This is a genomic window from Pseudomonas sp. RU47 (assembly GCF_004011755.1).
In the GTDB taxonomy this organism is placed as follows: Bacteria; Pseudomonadota; Gammaproteobacteria; order Pseudomonadales; family Pseudomonadaceae; genus Aquipseudomonas.
This window is the reverse complement of record NZ_CP022411.1, coordinates 2,136,161-2,151,600: the sequence shown is the minus strand read 5'-3', so window position 1 is coordinate 2,151,600 and position 15,440 is coordinate 2,136,161. Positions and strand designations below refer to the sequence as shown.

Sequence of the window (15,440 nt, the reverse complement as noted above, 5' to 3'; positions counted from 1 at the left end):
ACCTTTCAAAGCCTTGCGGATTGAAAAACCATGCGTAACAACCAGCCCATTACACAACGCGAACGGACTTTCCCGGCTCAGCAGCGGTTGATTTCCACAACCGACGCCAAGGGCGTGATCACCTACTGCAACGACGCTTTCGTCGAAATCAGCGGGTTTTCGCGTGAGGAACTGATCCGTGCGCCGCACAACCTGGTCCGTCACCCCGACGTCCCGGCGGCGGTGTTTTCGCACATGTGGGGCACACTGAAACAAGGCTTGCCATGGATGGGCATTGTCAAGAATCGCTGCAAGACCGGTGACCACTACTGGGTTAACGCCTACGTGACTCCGGTGTTCGACGGCAATCAGGTGGTCGGTTACGAGTCGGTGCGGGTCAAACCCACCGCCGAACAGATCCGCCGTGCCGAAGCGCTCTACCAACGCATCAACCAGGGCAAGTCGGCGATCCCCTCCACCGATAAATGGCTACCGGTGCTGCAAGACTGGCTGCCGTTCATTCTGGTCAGCCAGTTGAGTTTCATGATCGGCGCCACCCTGAACTCGCAGTGGGGCTTCGCCCTCGCCGCCGGTCTGTCGGTGCCACTGGGCCTGATGGGCCTGCAATGGCAGCAACGCGGGCTCAAGCGCCTGCTGCGCCTGGCCGAGCAGACCACCTCCGACCCACTGATCGCGCAGATGTACACCGACAGCCGTGGCGCCCAGGCGCGTCTGGAAATGTCGATCCTCAGCCAGGAAGCACGCCTGAAAACCTGCCTGACCCGTCTGCAGGACACCGCCGAACACCTGACCGATCAGGCCAAGCAGTCCGACGCGCTGGCGCACAACAGCTCCACCGGTCTGGAACGTCAGCGCGTGGAAACCGAACAGGTCGCCACCGCTGTCAACCAGATGGCCGCGACCACTCAGGAGGTGGCGAGCCACGTACAGCGCACTGCTGACGCCACTCAGGAAGCCAATCGCCTGACCGGTCGCGGTCGTGACATCGCCGGCGAAACCCGCGAAGCCATTCAGCGTCTGTCCGTGGTTGTTGGGGAAACCGGTTTGACCGTCACCCAACTGGCCAAGGACAGCGACGAAATCGGCGGCGTGGTCGATGTGATCAAAGGCATCGCCGACCAGACCAACCTGCTCGCCCTCAACGCGGCGATCGAAGCCGCACGGGCCGGTGAGATGGGTCGTGGGTTTGCCGTGGTGGCTGACGAAGTGCGTCAACTGGCGCAACGCACCAGCGAATCGACCGGGCAGATTCACGCCTTGATCGCCAAGTTGCAGCAGACGGCTTCGAGCGCCGTGCAGACCATGGAAGCCGGGCATCGTCAGGCTGAAGAAGGTGTAGCGCGGGTGCTGGAAGCGGATCAGGCGTTGGTCGGGATCAGTGAAGCGGTAGCCAACATCACCGACATGACCACGCAGATTGCTGCCGCGACCGAAGAGCAAAGTGCGGTGGCTGAAGAGATCAGCCGCAACATCAGCAACATTTCGGAGTTGGCGGATCAGACGTCGGAACAGGCGCACAACTCGGCGTTGCTGAGTGAAGAGCTGACGAAAACGGCTAATACGCAGTACTCGTTGGTGGAGCGGTTTAACCGCTGATTGAACTGGCGATAACAAAAAACCCGGAGGGCGAGAGCTTCCGGGTTTTTTGTTGGGTCAGTGAAATTACCCAATCCGGGGTTCGCTTTGAGTCGAGCTGCGCATGAAGAGCTCAGTCACTCATTTCGCCACAACCGCCTACCCAAGAAATCTAATACCCACGGTGCACTTCTTTAATAAATCTTGTGCTGAACATTCAAAAATCAACCCACAAAACATTGCAACTGTCTACTGTCAGACCTGACAGTAGACAGGCAACTTTCATGGGTTTATTTATAAATCGTCGAACAGACACTCGCAATTGTTCTCACGATAAGACCAAGGAGTTGAAGATGACTGCACAACTTATTTACATACCGAAAACAGATTTTACTCAGAAGCAGGGAAATGTCCTCACTTGGCAATTCGGCACCAATCCCGAAACTACGTCCACAAAAACTTTTTTTGATCTACACCATTTTATTCCTACAGGCGAAAAGAGCTGGTCAATCTCAGGATCGACAGGAACGCTGGAGGACGAAAATATCTTTCTCTACCTTTTCTCGATCCCCTATACCAATGACGCCCCGCTCAATAAATCCTATACATTAAAAGATGGACTGATATTCCAGCACGGCCACTCATCGCCTGCACCATCTGGATTTTATGGGTTTACCTACGTTGATGCTGATGAGGCCACAGTCAATATCGACATCCATCCCACCAAGGGGATTGCTACAGGTACATTTGAAGCAAAGTTTAAAAGTCATGGTTATCGTACGCAGCCTAAAGGAACTTTCAACTTGTTAAGAGATGATTTGTGATCTTCTTCGAACAACGCCTCGACCCGCTCTGCCATAAAAAGATTTTTCAGTGACAGGCAATCGATATAGCACATCTTATAGCCGTGTAACGCTTTCGCGAGGAGGCTCACTCCTACATTAGATATGCGGTGGCCACAGGTCATGTGCCCGACAACAATCTCCTGTAGGAGTGAGCCTGCTCGCGAAGGGGCCATAACAGCCGGCGAAATTATTGAGGCAGCTTCAGCTTATCCAGCAGTCGATTGACCAACAGCTCGTTGAGCATGATCACCTGTTGCAGCGCCAGCAGCGGTTTGCGCTCCGGGCCGCCGATTGAGTTGGCGATATTACCGGCCATGGCATGGGCGTATGAAAGCGACTCGCTCGCCTCGACCAGGAGGGTTTCGTCATCCAGCGTGGGGTCGACGAGAAAGACGGGGCGAAACTTGGGCGAGCTTGGTGGGGCTCCCAGTGCTTCGGGTCTGAGGTAGTAGTCGAGGGCGCGATCCGTCGCTTCTTTTGTCTTTTGAGACTCAAGCACTGGGTCGTGAGGGGTTGGGTCGATGCCCGGAGGGTTTGGCGTGGCTTTGAACATAAATATCTAATTCCTGATCAAGGGCCGCGACCGCTCTCTACTAAAAGAAGGGTGGCGGCTGTGCGCAGGTTAGTAGACCGGAGGAATTAGCAAGACCGGCGCGCTCGAAAGCGCCCTGAGCACAGCCACCATTGAGTACAGGCAAATGCGCCTGACTTAATGGGACCTATGCACTTACTAAAACCATACGGGCTACTAAACCCGACCACTGATGGGCAGTGGCAGGGAAACGATATAGCCCGCGCCATGGTCGTGTAAGCCGGCGGATTCTGGCGTACGCGTAGGTAACGGCGCAAGGTGTTGTAGGCCCCGTAGCGTAACGGGCTGTGTAATTTAAACGTGCTCACAAAATCATGTTTACGCACGGGAAATGCCGGACAGTGAGCGCTTCCAGTTTTTTATCGTGTCAGCGAAATAGCCCCTCACCCTAACCCTCTCCCAGAGGGAGAGGGGACTGAACGCGTGGAATGGAAGAGATACGCCGACATGCGATACCGAGTTGAACTCAGATTCTGAAAAGCTCAAAAATCGGCTCCCTCTCCCTCCGGGAGAGGGCTGGGGTGAGGGGAAATCCACCACAACACTAAAGCCGAACATCCGCTCTTCACCGCTCAATAGGCCGAGTGTCAACTCGCCTGCTTTTGATCTTGATCCACGGGCGACGTCGGAAGGCTGAGTGGAGGGATTGATCCGGGCGTGGGAGCGCAGCGACCGTTTGGCGCAGCCAAACACAGCGAGAGGAGGTGCAGCGAAGCAAACCGAGGGCGATGCCTCGGATGGATACCGGAGCGAGGGGGCTGCACGTAGGAGCAAGCGTTTTTTTGCTTACTTTTCAGGCGTTTCGTTTTTAAAAAGATGAGTCGCCATTAGGGCGAAAAAATAAGTGGCAGTCTGCATTCTTGATCCTCCTCTTCATTGAAAAAATCGATAGCACAAGCTTCCAGATGTCAATTGTTGAATTGTATATCGTCAGCGTTGGTCCTCTTCGCAATTTAAACACTCAGCCACTCAATTATTAATCACCCAGCCTGACAAGCGTTAATCCAGTTTATCCGTGTTTAATTCAACACCCCGGTAGAAAAATCACAAAAAATCCTACCTGTATAGCTGTCAACAATGACAGTTGACATCTCCCCCAATGACTCAAACACTTCAAAAGCCTTTTAAATCCCCCATTACAAAAAAATTCCGAGGAAAGACGATGAACATGCAAAGATTCTATATTCCAGGTTCCCGCACCATACTCAAATCGGACAACAAGTTTAAATGGCGCTCGAATGGCGATGAATCAGTCGCTGACGGCACAGTATTTGAATACTATTACAATGAAAACTTTGACAAAAAAACCTGGGAATTCTATGGCTGGCTCGGCAGTACCGACGACGGCACCTATATCGGACTCGTTTTTTCAGTGCCCTATATCAGCGACGAGCCCTTCAGTAACGTCTATACACTCTCGGATGAACTTGTAGCTTCATACATATATAGCCGCAGACTTCCAAACGGTACGGAGTTTATCGTTGTTCGTCCCGAAGGCGCGCAACTGGACATCAGGAACCTGGATCCGCTCGCAGGAACAGTCGACGCAAGCTTTAGAGCGCTTTATCATAATTCCGGAAAACTGCTAGAAGTGCAGGGAAACTTCCACCTGCATAGAGACGACCTATAGAGTTGCCGCAGCAACGGATATCCATTACCCCTCACCCTTTTCCCATGAGGAAGAGGGGGGGAACCGATCTCCGTGCAGTTCAAAACCTCAGCCCAGTTCGGTCAATTGTCGAGAAACTCGGTCACCTTCTGCGCAGCAGTGGTCAAATGCTGTTCATGGGTAAAACCTGAAGCCTTGAGCGGTTTCAAATCATGATCCCCAGCCGCTAGCCATGCCACCTCAATATTCGGTGACAAGGTGTAAGCCTCGACAGCTTCACGATTGCCCAACGCATCCCGCTCGCCCTGCACAATCAACGTCCGCGTCTTCAAACCAGCCAAATGCTCAACCCGCGGCTTCTCCGGTTTGCCCACCGCATAAAACGGATAGCCCAGACACACCAACGCATCGGCTCCCAATTCGTCAGCCAAAAGGCTGGCCATCCGCCCGCCCATCGACTTCCCGCCAACGGCCAAAACCCCAGTGACATGACGTCGCACTTCAGCAAACACCTCACGCCAACATTCCTGCAATTTCACCGCAGGATTCGGCGGCCGCTTCACCCCATCAACGCGCCGCTGCGCCATATAAGGAAACTCAAACCGCAACACATTCACCCCAAGCCCGGCAAGGCGCCCAGCCATATCGTTCATCCAGTCACTGTCCATCGGCGCACCAGCACCGTGAGCGAGGATCAACGTCGCCGAAGCCTCGCCACTGGCAGCATCCCAAAGCCACCCATGATCACGCACGCACTGCGCCCATTGATCCCCGTCAATACTGGCCTTGTGCTGTTTGTCCATGCTTGCCTCGCTTTTAGTCTGCCTATAACTCCAGACGAAGGATTCGCCGCGTGTTGTGCGCGCGCTCACTTCGGCTGAACCGTGGATGGGGAACCATGAACACTTCTATCAGTACCGCCTACAACTACAAGGTGGTCCGCCAATTCGCCATTATGACGGTGGTGTGGGGCATCGTCGGCATGGGGCTCGGGGTTTTTCTCGCGGCCCAATTGGTCTGGCCCGAACTCAACTTCAATTTGCCCTGGACCAGTTTCGGCCGTCTGCGCCCGCTGCACACCAACGCGGTGATCTTCGCCTTCGGTGGCTGTGCGCTGTTCGCCAGTTCGTTCTACTCGGTGCAACGCACCTGCCAGACTCAGCTGTTTGCGCCGAAAATCGCCGCGTTCTGCTTCTGGGGCTGGCAACTGGTGATTCTGCTGGCGGCGATCAGCCTGCCACTGGGTTACACCAGTTCCAAGGAATACGCCGAGCTGGAATGGCCGATCGACATCCTGATCACCATCGTCTGGGTCGCCTACGCCGTCGTGTTCTTCGGCACGATCATGCAGCGCAAGACCAAGCACATCTATGTGGGCAACTGGTTCTTCGGTGCGTTCATCATCACCGTGGCGATTCTGCACATCGTCAACAACCTTGAGTTGCCGGTGAGTTTCACCAAGTCCTACTCGGTGTACGCCGGTGCAACCGACGCGATGGTGCAATGGTGGTACGGCCACAACGCCGTAGGCTTTTTCCTCACCGCCGGTTTCCTCGGGATGATGTACTACTTCGTGCCGAAGCAGGCCGAACGTCCGGTGTACTCGTATCGTTTGTCGATCGTGCACTTCTGGGCGCTGATCACCCTGTACATCTGGGCCGGCCCGCACCACTTGCACTACACCGCGCTGCCGGATTGGGCACAGTCGCTGGGCATGGTGATGTCGCTGATTCTGCTGGCACCGAGCTGGGGCGGCATGATCAACGGCATGATGACCCTCTCGGGCGCCTGGCATAAGTTGCGCAGCGACCCGATCCTGCGCTTCCTCGTGGTGTCGCTGGCGTTCTACGGCATGTCGACCTTCGAAGGTCCGATGATGGCGATCAAGACCGTCAACGCCCTCTCCCACTACACCGACTGGACCATCGGCCACGTACACGCCGGCGCCCTCGGCTGGGTGGCGATGATTTCCATCGGCGCGCTGTACCACATGATCCCGAAAATCTTCGGTAAAGCGCAGATGCACAGCGTCGGTTTGATCAACGCGCACTTCTGGCTCGCAACCATCGGCACCGTGCTCTACATCGCGTCGATGTGGGTCAACGGCATCGCCCAGGGCCTGATGTGGCGTGCGGTGAACGAGGACGGCACGCTGACCTACTCCTTCGTCGAAACCCTGGTGGCCAGCCACCCAGGCTTCGTCGTGCGGCTGATCGGTGGGGCGATCTTCCTCAGCGGCATGTTCCTGATGGCTTACAACACCTGGCGCACCGTGCGGGCCTCGCAGCCTGCTGACGTCGTCGCTGCCGCGCAGATGGCCTGAGGAGTCCGCCATGAAACACGAAACGATTGAAAAGAACGTCGGCCTGTTGATGTTGCTCATGGTGTTCGCCGTGAGCATCGGCGGCCTGACCCAGATCGTCCCGCTGTTCTTCCAGGACGTCACCAACAAACCGGTGGAAGGCATGAAGCCCTACACCGCGCTGCAACTGGAAGGCCGCGACATCTATATCCGCGAAGGCTGCGTCGGTTGCCACTCGCAGATGATCCGCCCGTTCCGCGCCGAAACCGAACGCTACGGGCACTACTCGGTAGCCGGTGAAAGCGTTTGGGATCACCCGTTCCTGTGGGGGTCGAAACGTACCGGTCCGGATCTGGCCCGGGTCGGCGCACGCTACTCGGATGACTGGCACCGCGCGCACTTGTACAACCCGCGCAACGTCGTACCGGAATCGAAGATGCCGGCCTATCCATGGCTGGTCACGCAAGCGGTCGACAGCAGCCACACCGAAACCAAGCTCAAGACCATGCGCACCCTCGGCGTGCCGTACACCGACGACGACATCAGCGGCGCGGTGGCCAGCCTCAAGGGCAAGACCGAAATGGACGCCCTCGTCTCCTACCTGCAAGTGCTCGGCACTGCGATCAAGAGCAAGAGGTGAGCACGATGGTCTTTGAAATGAGCGCAGGGCTGATCCGTGGTTTAGGCACCGTTGTCGTGTTTGTAGCGTTCGTCGGCTTGACCTTGTGGGTATTCAACCGCAAGCGCACCCCGGAGTTCGCCGAAGCACGTCTGCTGCCGTTTGCCGACGAGCCACAGCCCGAAACTACCCCAGCATTTGAAACAACCCAAGCACCTGAACCAAGGAGTACCCGGCCATGACCACCTTCTGGAGTACGTGGATCTGCGTACTGACCATCGGCAGCCTGATCGGCCTGACGTGGCTGCTGATCGGCACCCGCCGGGGCGAGACCAAAGGCAGCGTCGACCAGACCATGGGCCACAGCTTCGACGGCATCGAGGAGTACGACAACCCGCTGCCGCAGTGGTGGTTCATGCTGTTCGCCGGCACGCTGGTGTTTTCCGTGGGCTATCTGATCCTCTATCCGGGCCTGGGCAACTGGAAAGGCATCCTGCCGGGATACGAGGATGGCTGGACCGGTGTGCACGAGTGGGAAAAGGAAATGAACAAGGCCGACGCCAAATTCGGCCCGATCTTCGCCAAGTTCGCCGCCATGCCGGTGGAAGAAGTGGCGAAGGGCCCGCAGGCGCTGAAAATGGGTGGCCGCTTGTTCGCCTCCAACTGCTCGGTGTGCCACGGCTCGGACGCCAAAGGCGCGTTCGGTTTCCCTAACCTCGCCGACAGCGACTGGCGCTGGGGCGGCGAGGCCGAGACCATCAAGACCACCATCATGGGTGGCCGGATGGCGGCGATGCCGGCCTGGGGTGAAGTGTTGGGCGAGGCCGGGGTGAAGAACGTAGCCGCCTATGTGCGTCACGAACTCGCCGGCCTGCCGCTGCCCGCTGATAGCAAGGCTGACCTGCAAGCCGGACAGCAAGCGTTCAGCACCACTTGCGTTGCCTGTCATGGGGCAACCGGCCACGGCACTGAAGCCATGGGGGCGCCGAATCTGACGCACCCGGCCGGGTTTATCTATGGCACCAGCCTGACCCAACTCGAGCAGACCATTCGCCACGGTCGTCAGGGTCATATGCCGGCGCAAAACGAACTGCTGGGCAACGATAAAGTGCAATTGCTGGCCGCTTATGTGTACAGCCTGTCGCACGGATTGAACACAGAAAAACTGATTACTGAAGACAACAAGAAGTAAGCATTGCGTACACCCCTGCCGCACCTTTCTCGGTGCGGCAGCATCCAGCCCCTTTGCGACGCATTGTCGCACCCCTTCACACCCTCTCCTTTCGGTTCCCCGGATTCGGGTCTACGCTTGCTCGATGCGGACTGGCTTGTGCCGGTTCCAGGTCAACGCTGACTGCTGTGTTCTGCGAACCGGCTGACTGATGTGGCCGCAAACGCCGGTAGATACCGGCTGTCGTGCCATTTGCCATCCGTCACCCGAACTGAGCGTTTGAACACACCCCGTTACAAGCGACCTGAACCCCTCGCTTTTTTCGTCCGCTGCGACATTTTGTCCGAGGCCGATTTTGTCCTTACGCGGCGCATGGAAAGGCCGCAGAATCAGCGTTGGAAAGCATTGACCCAGGTCATGGCGCGTTGCAATGACCCCCTGCTCTCTGCATACTTGCGGCCGATTTTAATCCTAATAAAACACCCAAACCGTGGAACCTTAGAATGAGCACAGCAATCAGTCCGACTGCTTATAACTATAAGGTAGTCCGCCAGTTCGCCATCATGACGGTGGTCTGGGGGATCCTTGGCATGGGGCTCGGTGTCTTCATCGCCTCGCAACTGGTCTGGCCGGAGTTGAACTTCGGTCTGCCGTGGACGAGCTTTGGACGCCTTCGCCCGTTGCACACAAACCTGGTGATTTTCGCCTTCGGTGGTTGTGCACTATTTGCCACTTCCTACTATGTCGTGCAGCGAACCTGCCAGACGCGACTGATTTCCGACAGCCTCGCGGCCTTCACCTTCTGGGGCTGGCAAGCGGTGATCGTCGGCGCGATCATTACCTTGCCGCTGGGTTACACCACCACCAAGGAATACGCGGAACTGGAATGGCCGATCGCCATTTTGCTGGCCATTGTCTGGGTCACCTACGGTCTGGTGTTCTTCGGCACCATCACCAAGCGCAAAACCAAGCATATCTACGTGGGTAACTGGTTCTACGGTGCGTTCATCGTGGTCACGGCGATGCTGCACATCGTCAACCACGCTTCCCTGCCGGTGAACCTGTTCAAGTCCTACTCTGCCTACTCGGGCGCGACCGACGCGATGATCCAGTGGTGGTACGGCCACAACGCGGTGGGCTTCTTCCTCACCACCGGTTTCCTCGGGATGATGTACTACTTCGTGCCGAAACAGGCCGAGCGTCCGATCTACTCCTATCGCTTGTCGATCGTGCACTTCTGGGCACTGATCACCCTGTACATCTGGGCCGGCCCGCACCACTTGCACTACACCGCGCTGCCGGATTGGGCACAATCGCTGGGCATGGCGATGTCGATCATCCTCCTCGCGCCAAGCTGGGGCGGCATGATCAACGGCATGATGACCCTCTCGGGCGCCTGGCATAAGCTGCGCACCGACCCGATCCTGCGCTTCCTCGTGGTATCGCTGGCGTTCTACGGCATGTCGACCTTTGAAGGTCCGATGATGGCGATCAAGACCGTCAACTCGCTCTCCCACTACACCGACTGGACCATCGGCCACGTACACGCCGGCGCTCTCGGCTGGGTAGCGATGATCTCGATCGGCGCGATCTACCACATGATCCCGCGTCTGTTCGGCCGTGCGCAGATGCACAGTGTCGGCCTGATCAACGCGCACTTCTGGCTCGCGACCATCGGCACCGTGCTGTACATCGCGTCGATGTGGGTCAACGGCATCACTCAGGGCCTGATGTGGCGAGCCATCAACGACGACGGCACCCTCACCTACTCGTTCGTTGAAGCGCTGCAAGCCAGTCACCCGGGTTACATCGTGCGTGCCCTGGGCGGTGCATTCTTCGCCAGCGGCATGTTCCTGATGGCTTACAACGTCTGGCGCACCGTGCGCGCCTCGAACCCGGCGGAAGCCGAAGCCGCTGCCCAGATCGCTGTCGTTGGAGCTCACTGATGAAGCATGAAGCTGTCGAGAAGAATATTGGCCTGCTGGCCTTCTTCATGGTCATCGCCGTCAGCATTGGCGGCCTGACCCAAATCGTTCCGCTGTTTTTCCAGGACGTCACCAACAAACCGGTCGAAGGCATGAAGCCGCGTTCGGCACTGGAACTGGAAGGCCGCGACGTTTACATCGCCAACGGCTGTGTCGGCTGCCACTCACAGATGATCCGTCCGTTCCGCGCCGAAACCGAACGCTACGGCCACTACTCGGTGGCTGGTGAAAGCGTCTGGGATCACCCGTTCCTGTGGGGTTCCAAGCGTACCGGTCCGGATCTGGCCCGGGTCGGCGGTCGTTACTCCGATGACTGGCAACGTGCGCACTTGTACAACCCGCGCAACGTGGTGCCTGAGTCGAAAATGCCGGCTTACCCGTTCCTCGTGGAAAACAAGCTCGACGGCAAGGAAACCGCCAAGAAAATGGAGGTTTTGCGCACGCTCGGCGTCCCTTACACCGACGAAGACATCGCCGGTGCCCAGGATGCCGTGAAGGGCAAAACCGAAATGGACGCGCTGGTGGCCTATCTGCAAGGCCTGGGCACCATCATCAAAAGCAAACGGTGAATTAGATGGATATCGGGATGATTCGTGGCCTGGGCACCGTTGTTGTGATGGTGGCCTTCATCGGTCTGGCGCTATGGGTGTTCAGCCCCAAGCGCAAGTCGGAGTTTGAAGACGCGACCTTGTTGCCTTTTGCGGATGATCCCGAAGCCATCAAGCACGTCGAGCAAGCTTCTAGGAGTAACAAAGAATGACTACATTCTGGAGTCTGTACGTCACAGTCCTCAGTCTCGGTACGATCTTCGCCCTGACCTGGCTGCTGCTGTCGACCCGCAAGGGCCAGCGCAGCGAACAGACGGACGAGACGGTCGGGCACTCCTTCGACGGGATCGAGGAGTACGACAACCCACTGCCGAAATGGTGGTTCATGCTGTTTGTCGGCACGATCATTTTTGCCTTGGGTTACCTGGTGCTGTACCCGGGCCTGGGCAACTGGAAAGGTCTGCTGCCGGGTTACAACTACCTCGATAACGACAAGCAGACCGCGTTCGCCAACGGCCAGACCGGCTGGACCGGCGTGCACGAGTGGGAAAAGGAAATGGCTCGCTCGGACGCCAAGTTCGGTCCGATCTTCGCCAAATTCGCCGCGATGCCAATCGAAGAAGTCGCCAAGGATCCGCAAGCACTGAAAATGGGTGGTCGTCTGTTCGCCTCCAACTGCTCGGTGTGCCACGGTTCCGACGCCAAGGGCGCTTACGGTTTCCCTAACCTGACCGACGCCGACTGGCGCTGGGGCGGCGAGCCGGAAACCATCAAGACCACCATCATGGGCGGTCGTCACGCGGTGATGCCGGCCTGGGCTGAAGTGATTGGGGAGCAAGGCGTTGCCGACGTGGCAGCGTTTGTCGTGACCAACCTGGATGGCCGCAAACTGCCGGAAGGCATCAAGGCTGATCCGGCCAACGGCGGCAAACTGTTCGCCGCCAACTGCGTGGCCTGCCACGGTCCGGCCGGCAAAGGCACACCCGCCATGGGCGCGCCTGACCTGACCCACCCGGGTGCTTTCATCTACGGCTCGAGCTTCGCGCAACTGCAGCAAACCATCCGTTACGGCCGCCAGGGCCAGATGCCGGCGCAGGAACAACTGCAAGGCAACGACAAGGTGCACCTGCTGGCGGCGTATGTTTACAGCCTGTCCCACGGTGAAAAAGCACCGGAAGCGAACGCCGAATAAGGCCATCGCTTGAAACAAAAAGGCCCCACCAATGAGCATTGGCGGGGCCTTTCTTATGGACGCCTGGCAAAGATTGAATGCACCTCGACGGTATCGATCAGCGTTCGATCGCGCCACTGGTTGTTTTTCACCAGATAGATCTGCAGCTGCTTACGGTCTTCGGTAAAGCTGGTGATCAGATAGGTTTGCTGAGAAGTACTGCCACTCAGATACATCGGCACGTTTCCCTTCCAGTAGGCATCACCTCCGTCCCTATGCAAATGGCCGGCAAAAATGGCGGTCACTTGATATTTGCTGATCATGTCGAGGAAACGCTTATTCTGCGCCGGGGAAACTTTGTCGCCGAACGGTTTATGCATATTGATGATAATGGCGTAACCCCCGACACGGGCCAGCCTGAGATCGGTCTCCAACCAGTCCAGTGCGTCGTTGATTTCAAACGTTGTCGGGTTCAGTGGATGAGAGATCCGGGTGGTATAGGTTGGCTCATTATTGAGCTGCACCATATGAACTTCACCGATGGTTTTTGAATAAGCGAGGCTGCCAGAATAGGTCCTGCTCAGAAATCCACCGGTAACTTTCAGATCAAAGTTATCTACCTTGCCCTCGTGATGCTCCTTAAACTCGACGATGCTTCCCGCCGCACAGCTATTGCTAAAACAATCATCGACATTGTTTTCATAATCATGATTACCCAAGCCGTACAAGTACTCACCCTTGAAGTATTTGTCCAACATGCCCTTCATGAACGAGCGCTGCCAGCCATGACCAAAAGCAGTTATATCGCCATTGATCATCAGGGGCACCTGGGCTTGCGAGCCCTGCTGATTTCTGAAATCGGCAATGCTCGCCAACTGTGTTTCAACCAGCCACTTGGAGCGGGTTTCGAATTCGGAGCCGGATTCAAAGTCCCCGCTATCCGTCTTGTCTGTCCATGGATATTGAGTATCCGAGGCAAAGACCATGTGTTTCGGCGTTCCTGTTATAGCCTGAACGGAAGTGACCGAAGCCAATAAACAAATACTCAGCACAACGCTTGCAAACTTATTGAAAGCCATACCTTAAATTCCATTTAAATTAATTAATTGCACGCAAATAATATTTCGCGAAAGCGCAACTTATTCGAAAAACCAGAAAACTTCAAAGCCACGACCGAGAGCAATTAATTAGATATATTTCAGCCACAGAAAACTTACAGCAACATCCAATGCAAAAGACAATGTTTGAAGTTGCGACTTAAAAGACTCATGTATCGACTGCTGCCATTGAAAACCTGAAGATGACCGCGTCCGTGCGCGCACTCTCAGTGAGGCGTGTGGTGGCAACGGCGTCGAGCTGATCCCCCCAGGGACAACAATGGATTAGCTGCCACGCCAAAACCGTCCATACTCAACAAGTCAATTGACCTGCGTCAGGCTTTGCTACGTTCGCTACACCATTCAGGTTTTTTCCCCAACGCGACCAAAGGTCGCACCCTTGAGCCAGAGCGACCGGCGTATCATTGCGCCACTGCAACGCCCCTTTTTGACCTTGGTTGGCACGTATCGACCAAGGCATTTTTCCACTGCCGTGGGATGCAATGATGAGCAACCAGATTCCGGTACACGACGTCACACCACCGAGCAAAAACGCGAACAACAGCGTTGATCTTTACGCCTCTCGAGAAAAAATCTACACCCGTGCTTTCACCGGCCTGTTCCGCAATCTGCGGATGATGGGCGGTGCGGCCCTGTTCCTGTTGTATTTCGGCACGGTGTGGCTGAACTGGGGCGGCCATCAGGCCGTGTGGTGGAACCTGCCTGAGCGCAAGTTCTTCATCTTCGGCGCGACCTTCTGGCCACAGGATTTCATTCTGCTCTCGGGTTTGTTGATCATTGCCGCGTTCGGCCTGTTCTTCATCACCGTGTATGCCGGCCGGGTCTGGTGCGGTTACACCTGCCCGCAAAGTGTCTGGACGTGGATTTTCATGTGGTGCGAGAAGGTCACCGAAGGCGACCGCAACCAGCGTATCAAGCTCGACAAGGCGCCGATGAGCGCCAACAAATTCCTGCGCAAAGCCGCCAAACATTCGCTGTGGCTGCTGATCGGTTTTGTCACCGGCATGACCTTTGTCGGTTATTTCTCGCCAATCCGTGAACTGGTCTTCGAGTTCTTCACTGGCCAGGCCGATGGCTGGTCGTACTTCTGGGTGGGTTTCTTCACCCTCGCCACCTACGGCAACGCCGGTTGGTTGCGCGAACAAGTGTGCATCTACATGTGTCCGTATGCGCGCTTTCAGAGCGTGATGTTCGACAAGGACACGCTGATCGTTTCCTACGATCCGCGTCGCGGTGAAAGCCGTGGCCCGCGCAAGAAAGGCGTCGACTACAAGGCTCAGGGACTCGGTGACTGCATCGATTGCACGATGTGCGTGCAGGTCTGCCCGACCGGCATCGATATCCGCGACGGCCTGCAGATCGAGTGCATCGGTTGCGCCGCGTGCATTGATGCCTGCGACAGCATCATGGACAAGATGGATTACCCGCGCGGGCTCATCAGTTACACCACCGAGCACAACCTGTCCGGGCAGAAAACCCATAAACTGCGGCCACGCTTGATCGGTTACGCCGTGGTGTTGCTGGCGATGATCAGCCTGTTGGTTACCGCGTTCTTCATGCGCTCGCTGGTCGGTTTCGACGTCAGCAAGGACCGCGTGCTGTACCGCGAAAACGCTGAAGGCCGAATCGAAAACGTCTACAGCCTGAAGATCATGAACAAGGATCAGCGCGACCACACCTACGTGCTCGAAGCCGCCGGCTTGCCGGATCTGCGCTTGCAAGGCAAACGCGAGATCAAGGTCGCGGCCGGCGACATCGTCAGCATGCCGGTCGAGTTGTCGAGCGCACCGGAACAACTGCCATCGAGCACCAACGAGGTGAAATTCCTCCTCAAGGATGCCGATGACGACAGCGTCCACGTTGAAGCCAAGAGCCGATTCATCGGCCCACAAATCCGTTGAGAGA

At 56.7% G+C, this 15,440-nt stretch carries 15 protein-coding genes; 12 read left to right on the top strand and 3 right to left on the bottom strand.

The features are described 5' to 3' along the window. The first annotated feature begins 30 nt into the window (after nucleotides 1-30). Complete coding sequence (locus tag CCX46_RS09905; protein WP_016983500.1) at nucleotides 31-1,596, top strand: methyl-accepting chemotaxis protein; 1,566 nt, start codon at nucleotides 31-33, stop codon at nucleotides 1,594-1,596. A gap of 332 nt (nucleotides 1,597-1,928) precedes the next feature. Then, on the top strand, nucleotides 1,929-2,399 hold the full coding sequence (locus CCX46_RS09900; protein WP_127926524.1) for a hypothetical protein: 471 nt from the start codon (nucleotides 1,929-1,931) through the stop codon (nucleotides 2,397-2,399). 208 nt (nucleotides 2,400-2,607) lie between these two features. Here the strand turns inward: CCX46_RS09900 and CCX46_RS09895 are convergent, their stop codons facing one another. Continuing rightward, the gene (locus tag CCX46_RS09895) at nucleotides 2,608-2,973 is read right to left on the bottom strand and encodes a DUF6124 family protein (RefSeq protein WP_127926523.1); all 366 of its coding nucleotides are present in this window, start codon (nucleotides 2,971-2,973) and stop codon (nucleotides 2,608-2,610) included. A gap of 1,201 nt (nucleotides 2,974-4,174) precedes the next feature. Between CCX46_RS09895 and CCX46_RS09890 the strand changes: the two genes are divergently transcribed. Then, nucleotides 4,175-4,642 (top strand): hypothetical protein, encoded by a 468-nt coding sequence (locus CCX46_RS09890; protein ID WP_127926522.1) that lies wholly within the window; start codon nucleotides 4,175-4,177, stop codon nucleotides 4,640-4,642. 101 nt (nucleotides 4,643-4,743) lie between these two features. Here the strand turns inward: CCX46_RS09890 and CCX46_RS09885 are convergent, their stop codons facing one another. Next, nucleotides 4,744-5,424 (bottom strand): alpha/beta family hydrolase, encoded by a 681-nt coding sequence (locus tag CCX46_RS09885; RefSeq protein ID WP_127926521.1) that lies wholly within the window; start codon nucleotides 5,422-5,424, stop codon nucleotides 4,744-4,746. 95 nt (nucleotides 5,425-5,519) lie between these two features. Here CCX46_RS09885 and ccoN (CCX46_RS09880) point away from each other — a divergent pair, with 95 nt between their 5' ends. The 8 genes from ccoN (CCX46_RS09880) to ccoP (CCX46_RS09845) all read left to right on the top strand — a co-directional run bounded on the left by ccoN (CCX46_RS09880) (nucleotide 5,520) and on the right by ccoP (CCX46_RS09845) (nucleotide 12,438). Then, nucleotides 5,520-6,944, top strand: a complete 1,425-nt coding sequence (ccoN, locus tag CCX46_RS09880) for a cytochrome-c oxidase, cbb3-type subunit I (protein WP_034152830.1) — start codon at nucleotides 5,520-5,522, stop codon at nucleotides 6,942-6,944. Nucleotides 6,945-6,954: 10 nt separating this feature from the next. After that, a complete protein-coding gene (ccoO, locus tag CCX46_RS09875; RefSeq protein ID WP_003223389.1) occupies nucleotides 6,955-7,563 on the top strand; it encodes a cytochrome-c oxidase, cbb3-type subunit II in 609 nt (202 codons plus the stop codon). Between the two features lie 5 nt (nucleotides 7,564-7,568). Continuing rightward, nucleotides 7,569-7,784, top strand: a complete 216-nt coding sequence (locus CCX46_RS09870; protein ID WP_053118838.1) for a cbb3-type cytochrome oxidase subunit 3 — start codon at nucleotides 7,569-7,571, stop codon at nucleotides 7,782-7,784. Next, entirely contained in the window at nucleotides 7,781-8,734 is a 954-nt protein-coding gene (gene ccoP, locus CCX46_RS09865) for a cytochrome-c oxidase, cbb3-type subunit III (RefSeq protein WP_127926520.1), read from the top strand. Before CCX46_RS09870 ends, ccoP (CCX46_RS09865) begins: the two co-directional genes overlap by 4 nt. Before the next feature lie 482 nt (nucleotides 8,735-9,216). Then, entirely contained in the window at nucleotides 9,217-10,659 is a 1,443-nt protein-coding gene (gene ccoN, locus CCX46_RS09860; protein ID WP_064391308.1) for a cytochrome-c oxidase, cbb3-type subunit I, read from the top strand. Beyond that, nucleotides 10,659-11,267, top strand: coding sequence for a cytochrome-c oxidase, cbb3-type subunit II (ccoO, locus tag CCX46_RS09855; protein WP_064391307.1), 609 nt, complete (start codon nucleotides 10,659-10,661; stop codon nucleotides 11,265-11,267). Before ccoN (CCX46_RS09860) ends, ccoO (CCX46_RS09855) begins: the two co-directional genes overlap by 1 nt. 5 nt (nucleotides 11,268-11,272) lie before the next feature. Next, on the top strand, nucleotides 11,273-11,458 hold the full coding sequence (locus tag CCX46_RS09850; protein WP_003175465.1) for a CcoQ/FixQ family Cbb3-type cytochrome c oxidase assembly chaperone: 186 nt from the start codon (nucleotides 11,273-11,275) through the stop codon (nucleotides 11,456-11,458). Further along, nucleotides 11,455-12,438 carry a cytochrome-c oxidase, cbb3-type subunit III gene (gene ccoP, locus CCX46_RS09845; protein ID WP_127926519.1) on the top strand — a complete coding sequence of 328 codons (984 nt, stop codon included), beginning with the start codon at nucleotides 11,455-11,457 and terminating at the stop codon, nucleotides 12,436-12,438. The genes CCX46_RS09850 and ccoP (CCX46_RS09845) overlap by 4 nt, the downstream gene beginning before the upstream one ends. Before the next feature lie 53 nt (nucleotides 12,439-12,491). Here the strand turns inward: ccoP (CCX46_RS09845) and CCX46_RS09840 are convergent, their stop codons facing one another. After that, nucleotides 12,492-13,496 carry a metallophosphoesterase family protein gene (locus CCX46_RS09840; RefSeq protein ID WP_127926518.1) on the bottom strand — a complete coding sequence of 335 codons (1,005 nt, stop codon included), beginning with the start codon at nucleotides 13,494-13,496 and terminating at the stop codon, nucleotides 12,492-12,494. Between the two features lie 524 nt (nucleotides 13,497-14,020). Between CCX46_RS09840 and ccoG the strand changes: the two genes are divergently transcribed. Continuing rightward, nucleotides 14,021-15,436 carry a cytochrome c oxidase accessory protein CcoG gene (ccoG, locus tag CCX46_RS09835; RefSeq protein WP_127926517.1) on the top strand — a complete coding sequence of 472 codons (1,416 nt, stop codon included), beginning with the start codon at nucleotides 14,021-14,023 and terminating at the stop codon, nucleotides 15,434-15,436. The last annotated feature ends 4 nt before the right edge of the window (nucleotides 15,437-15,440 follow it).

Bases quoted from the DNA above. Each gene is read 5' to 3' on its own strand.
- CCX46_RS09905 (WP_016983500.1), top strand. From the start codon at position 31: ATGCGTAACAACCAGCCCATTACACAACGCGAACGGACTTTCCCGGCT.
- CCX46_RS09900 (WP_127926524.1), top strand. From the start codon at position 1,929: ATGACTGCACAACTTATTTACATACCGAAAACAGATTTTACTCAGAAG.
- CCX46_RS09895 (WP_127926523.1), bottom strand. From the start codon at position 2,973: ATGTTCAAAGCCACGCCAAACCCTCCGGGCATCGACCCAACCCCTCAC.
- CCX46_RS09890 (WP_127926522.1), top strand. From the start codon at position 4,175: ATGAACATGCAAAGATTCTATATTCCAGGTTCCCGCACCATACTCAAA.
- CCX46_RS09885 (WP_127926521.1), bottom strand. From the start codon at position 5,424: ATGGACAAACAGCACAAGGCCAGTATTGACGGGGATCAATGGGCGCAG.
- ccoN (WP_034152830.1), top strand. From the start codon at position 5,520: ATGAACACTTCTATCAGTACCGCCTACAACTACAAGGTGGTCCGCCAA.
- ccoO (WP_003223389.1), top strand. From the start codon at position 6,955: ATGAAACACGAAACGATTGAAAAGAACGTCGGCCTGTTGATGTTGCTC.
- CCX46_RS09870 (WP_053118838.1), top strand. From the start codon at position 7,569: ATGGTCTTTGAAATGAGCGCAGGGCTGATCCGTGGTTTAGGCACCGTT.
- ccoP (WP_127926520.1), top strand. From the start codon at position 7,781: ATGACCACCTTCTGGAGTACGTGGATCTGCGTACTGACCATCGGCAGC.
- ccoN (WP_064391308.1), top strand. From the start codon at position 9,217: ATGAGCACAGCAATCAGTCCGACTGCTTATAACTATAAGGTAGTCCGC.
- ccoO (WP_064391307.1), top strand. From the start codon at position 10,659: ATGAAGCATGAAGCTGTCGAGAAGAATATTGGCCTGCTGGCCTTCTTC.
- CCX46_RS09850 (WP_003175465.1), top strand. From the start codon at position 11,273: ATGGATATCGGGATGATTCGTGGCCTGGGCACCGTTGTTGTGATGGTG.
- ccoP (WP_127926519.1), top strand. From the start codon at position 11,455: ATGACTACATTCTGGAGTCTGTACGTCACAGTCCTCAGTCTCGGTACG.
- CCX46_RS09840 (WP_127926518.1), bottom strand. From the start codon at position 13,496: ATGGCTTTCAATAAGTTTGCAAGCGTTGTGCTGAGTATTTGTTTATTG.
- ccoG (WP_127926517.1), top strand. From the start codon at position 14,021: ATGAGCAACCAGATTCCGGTACACGACGTCACACCACCGAGCAAAAAC.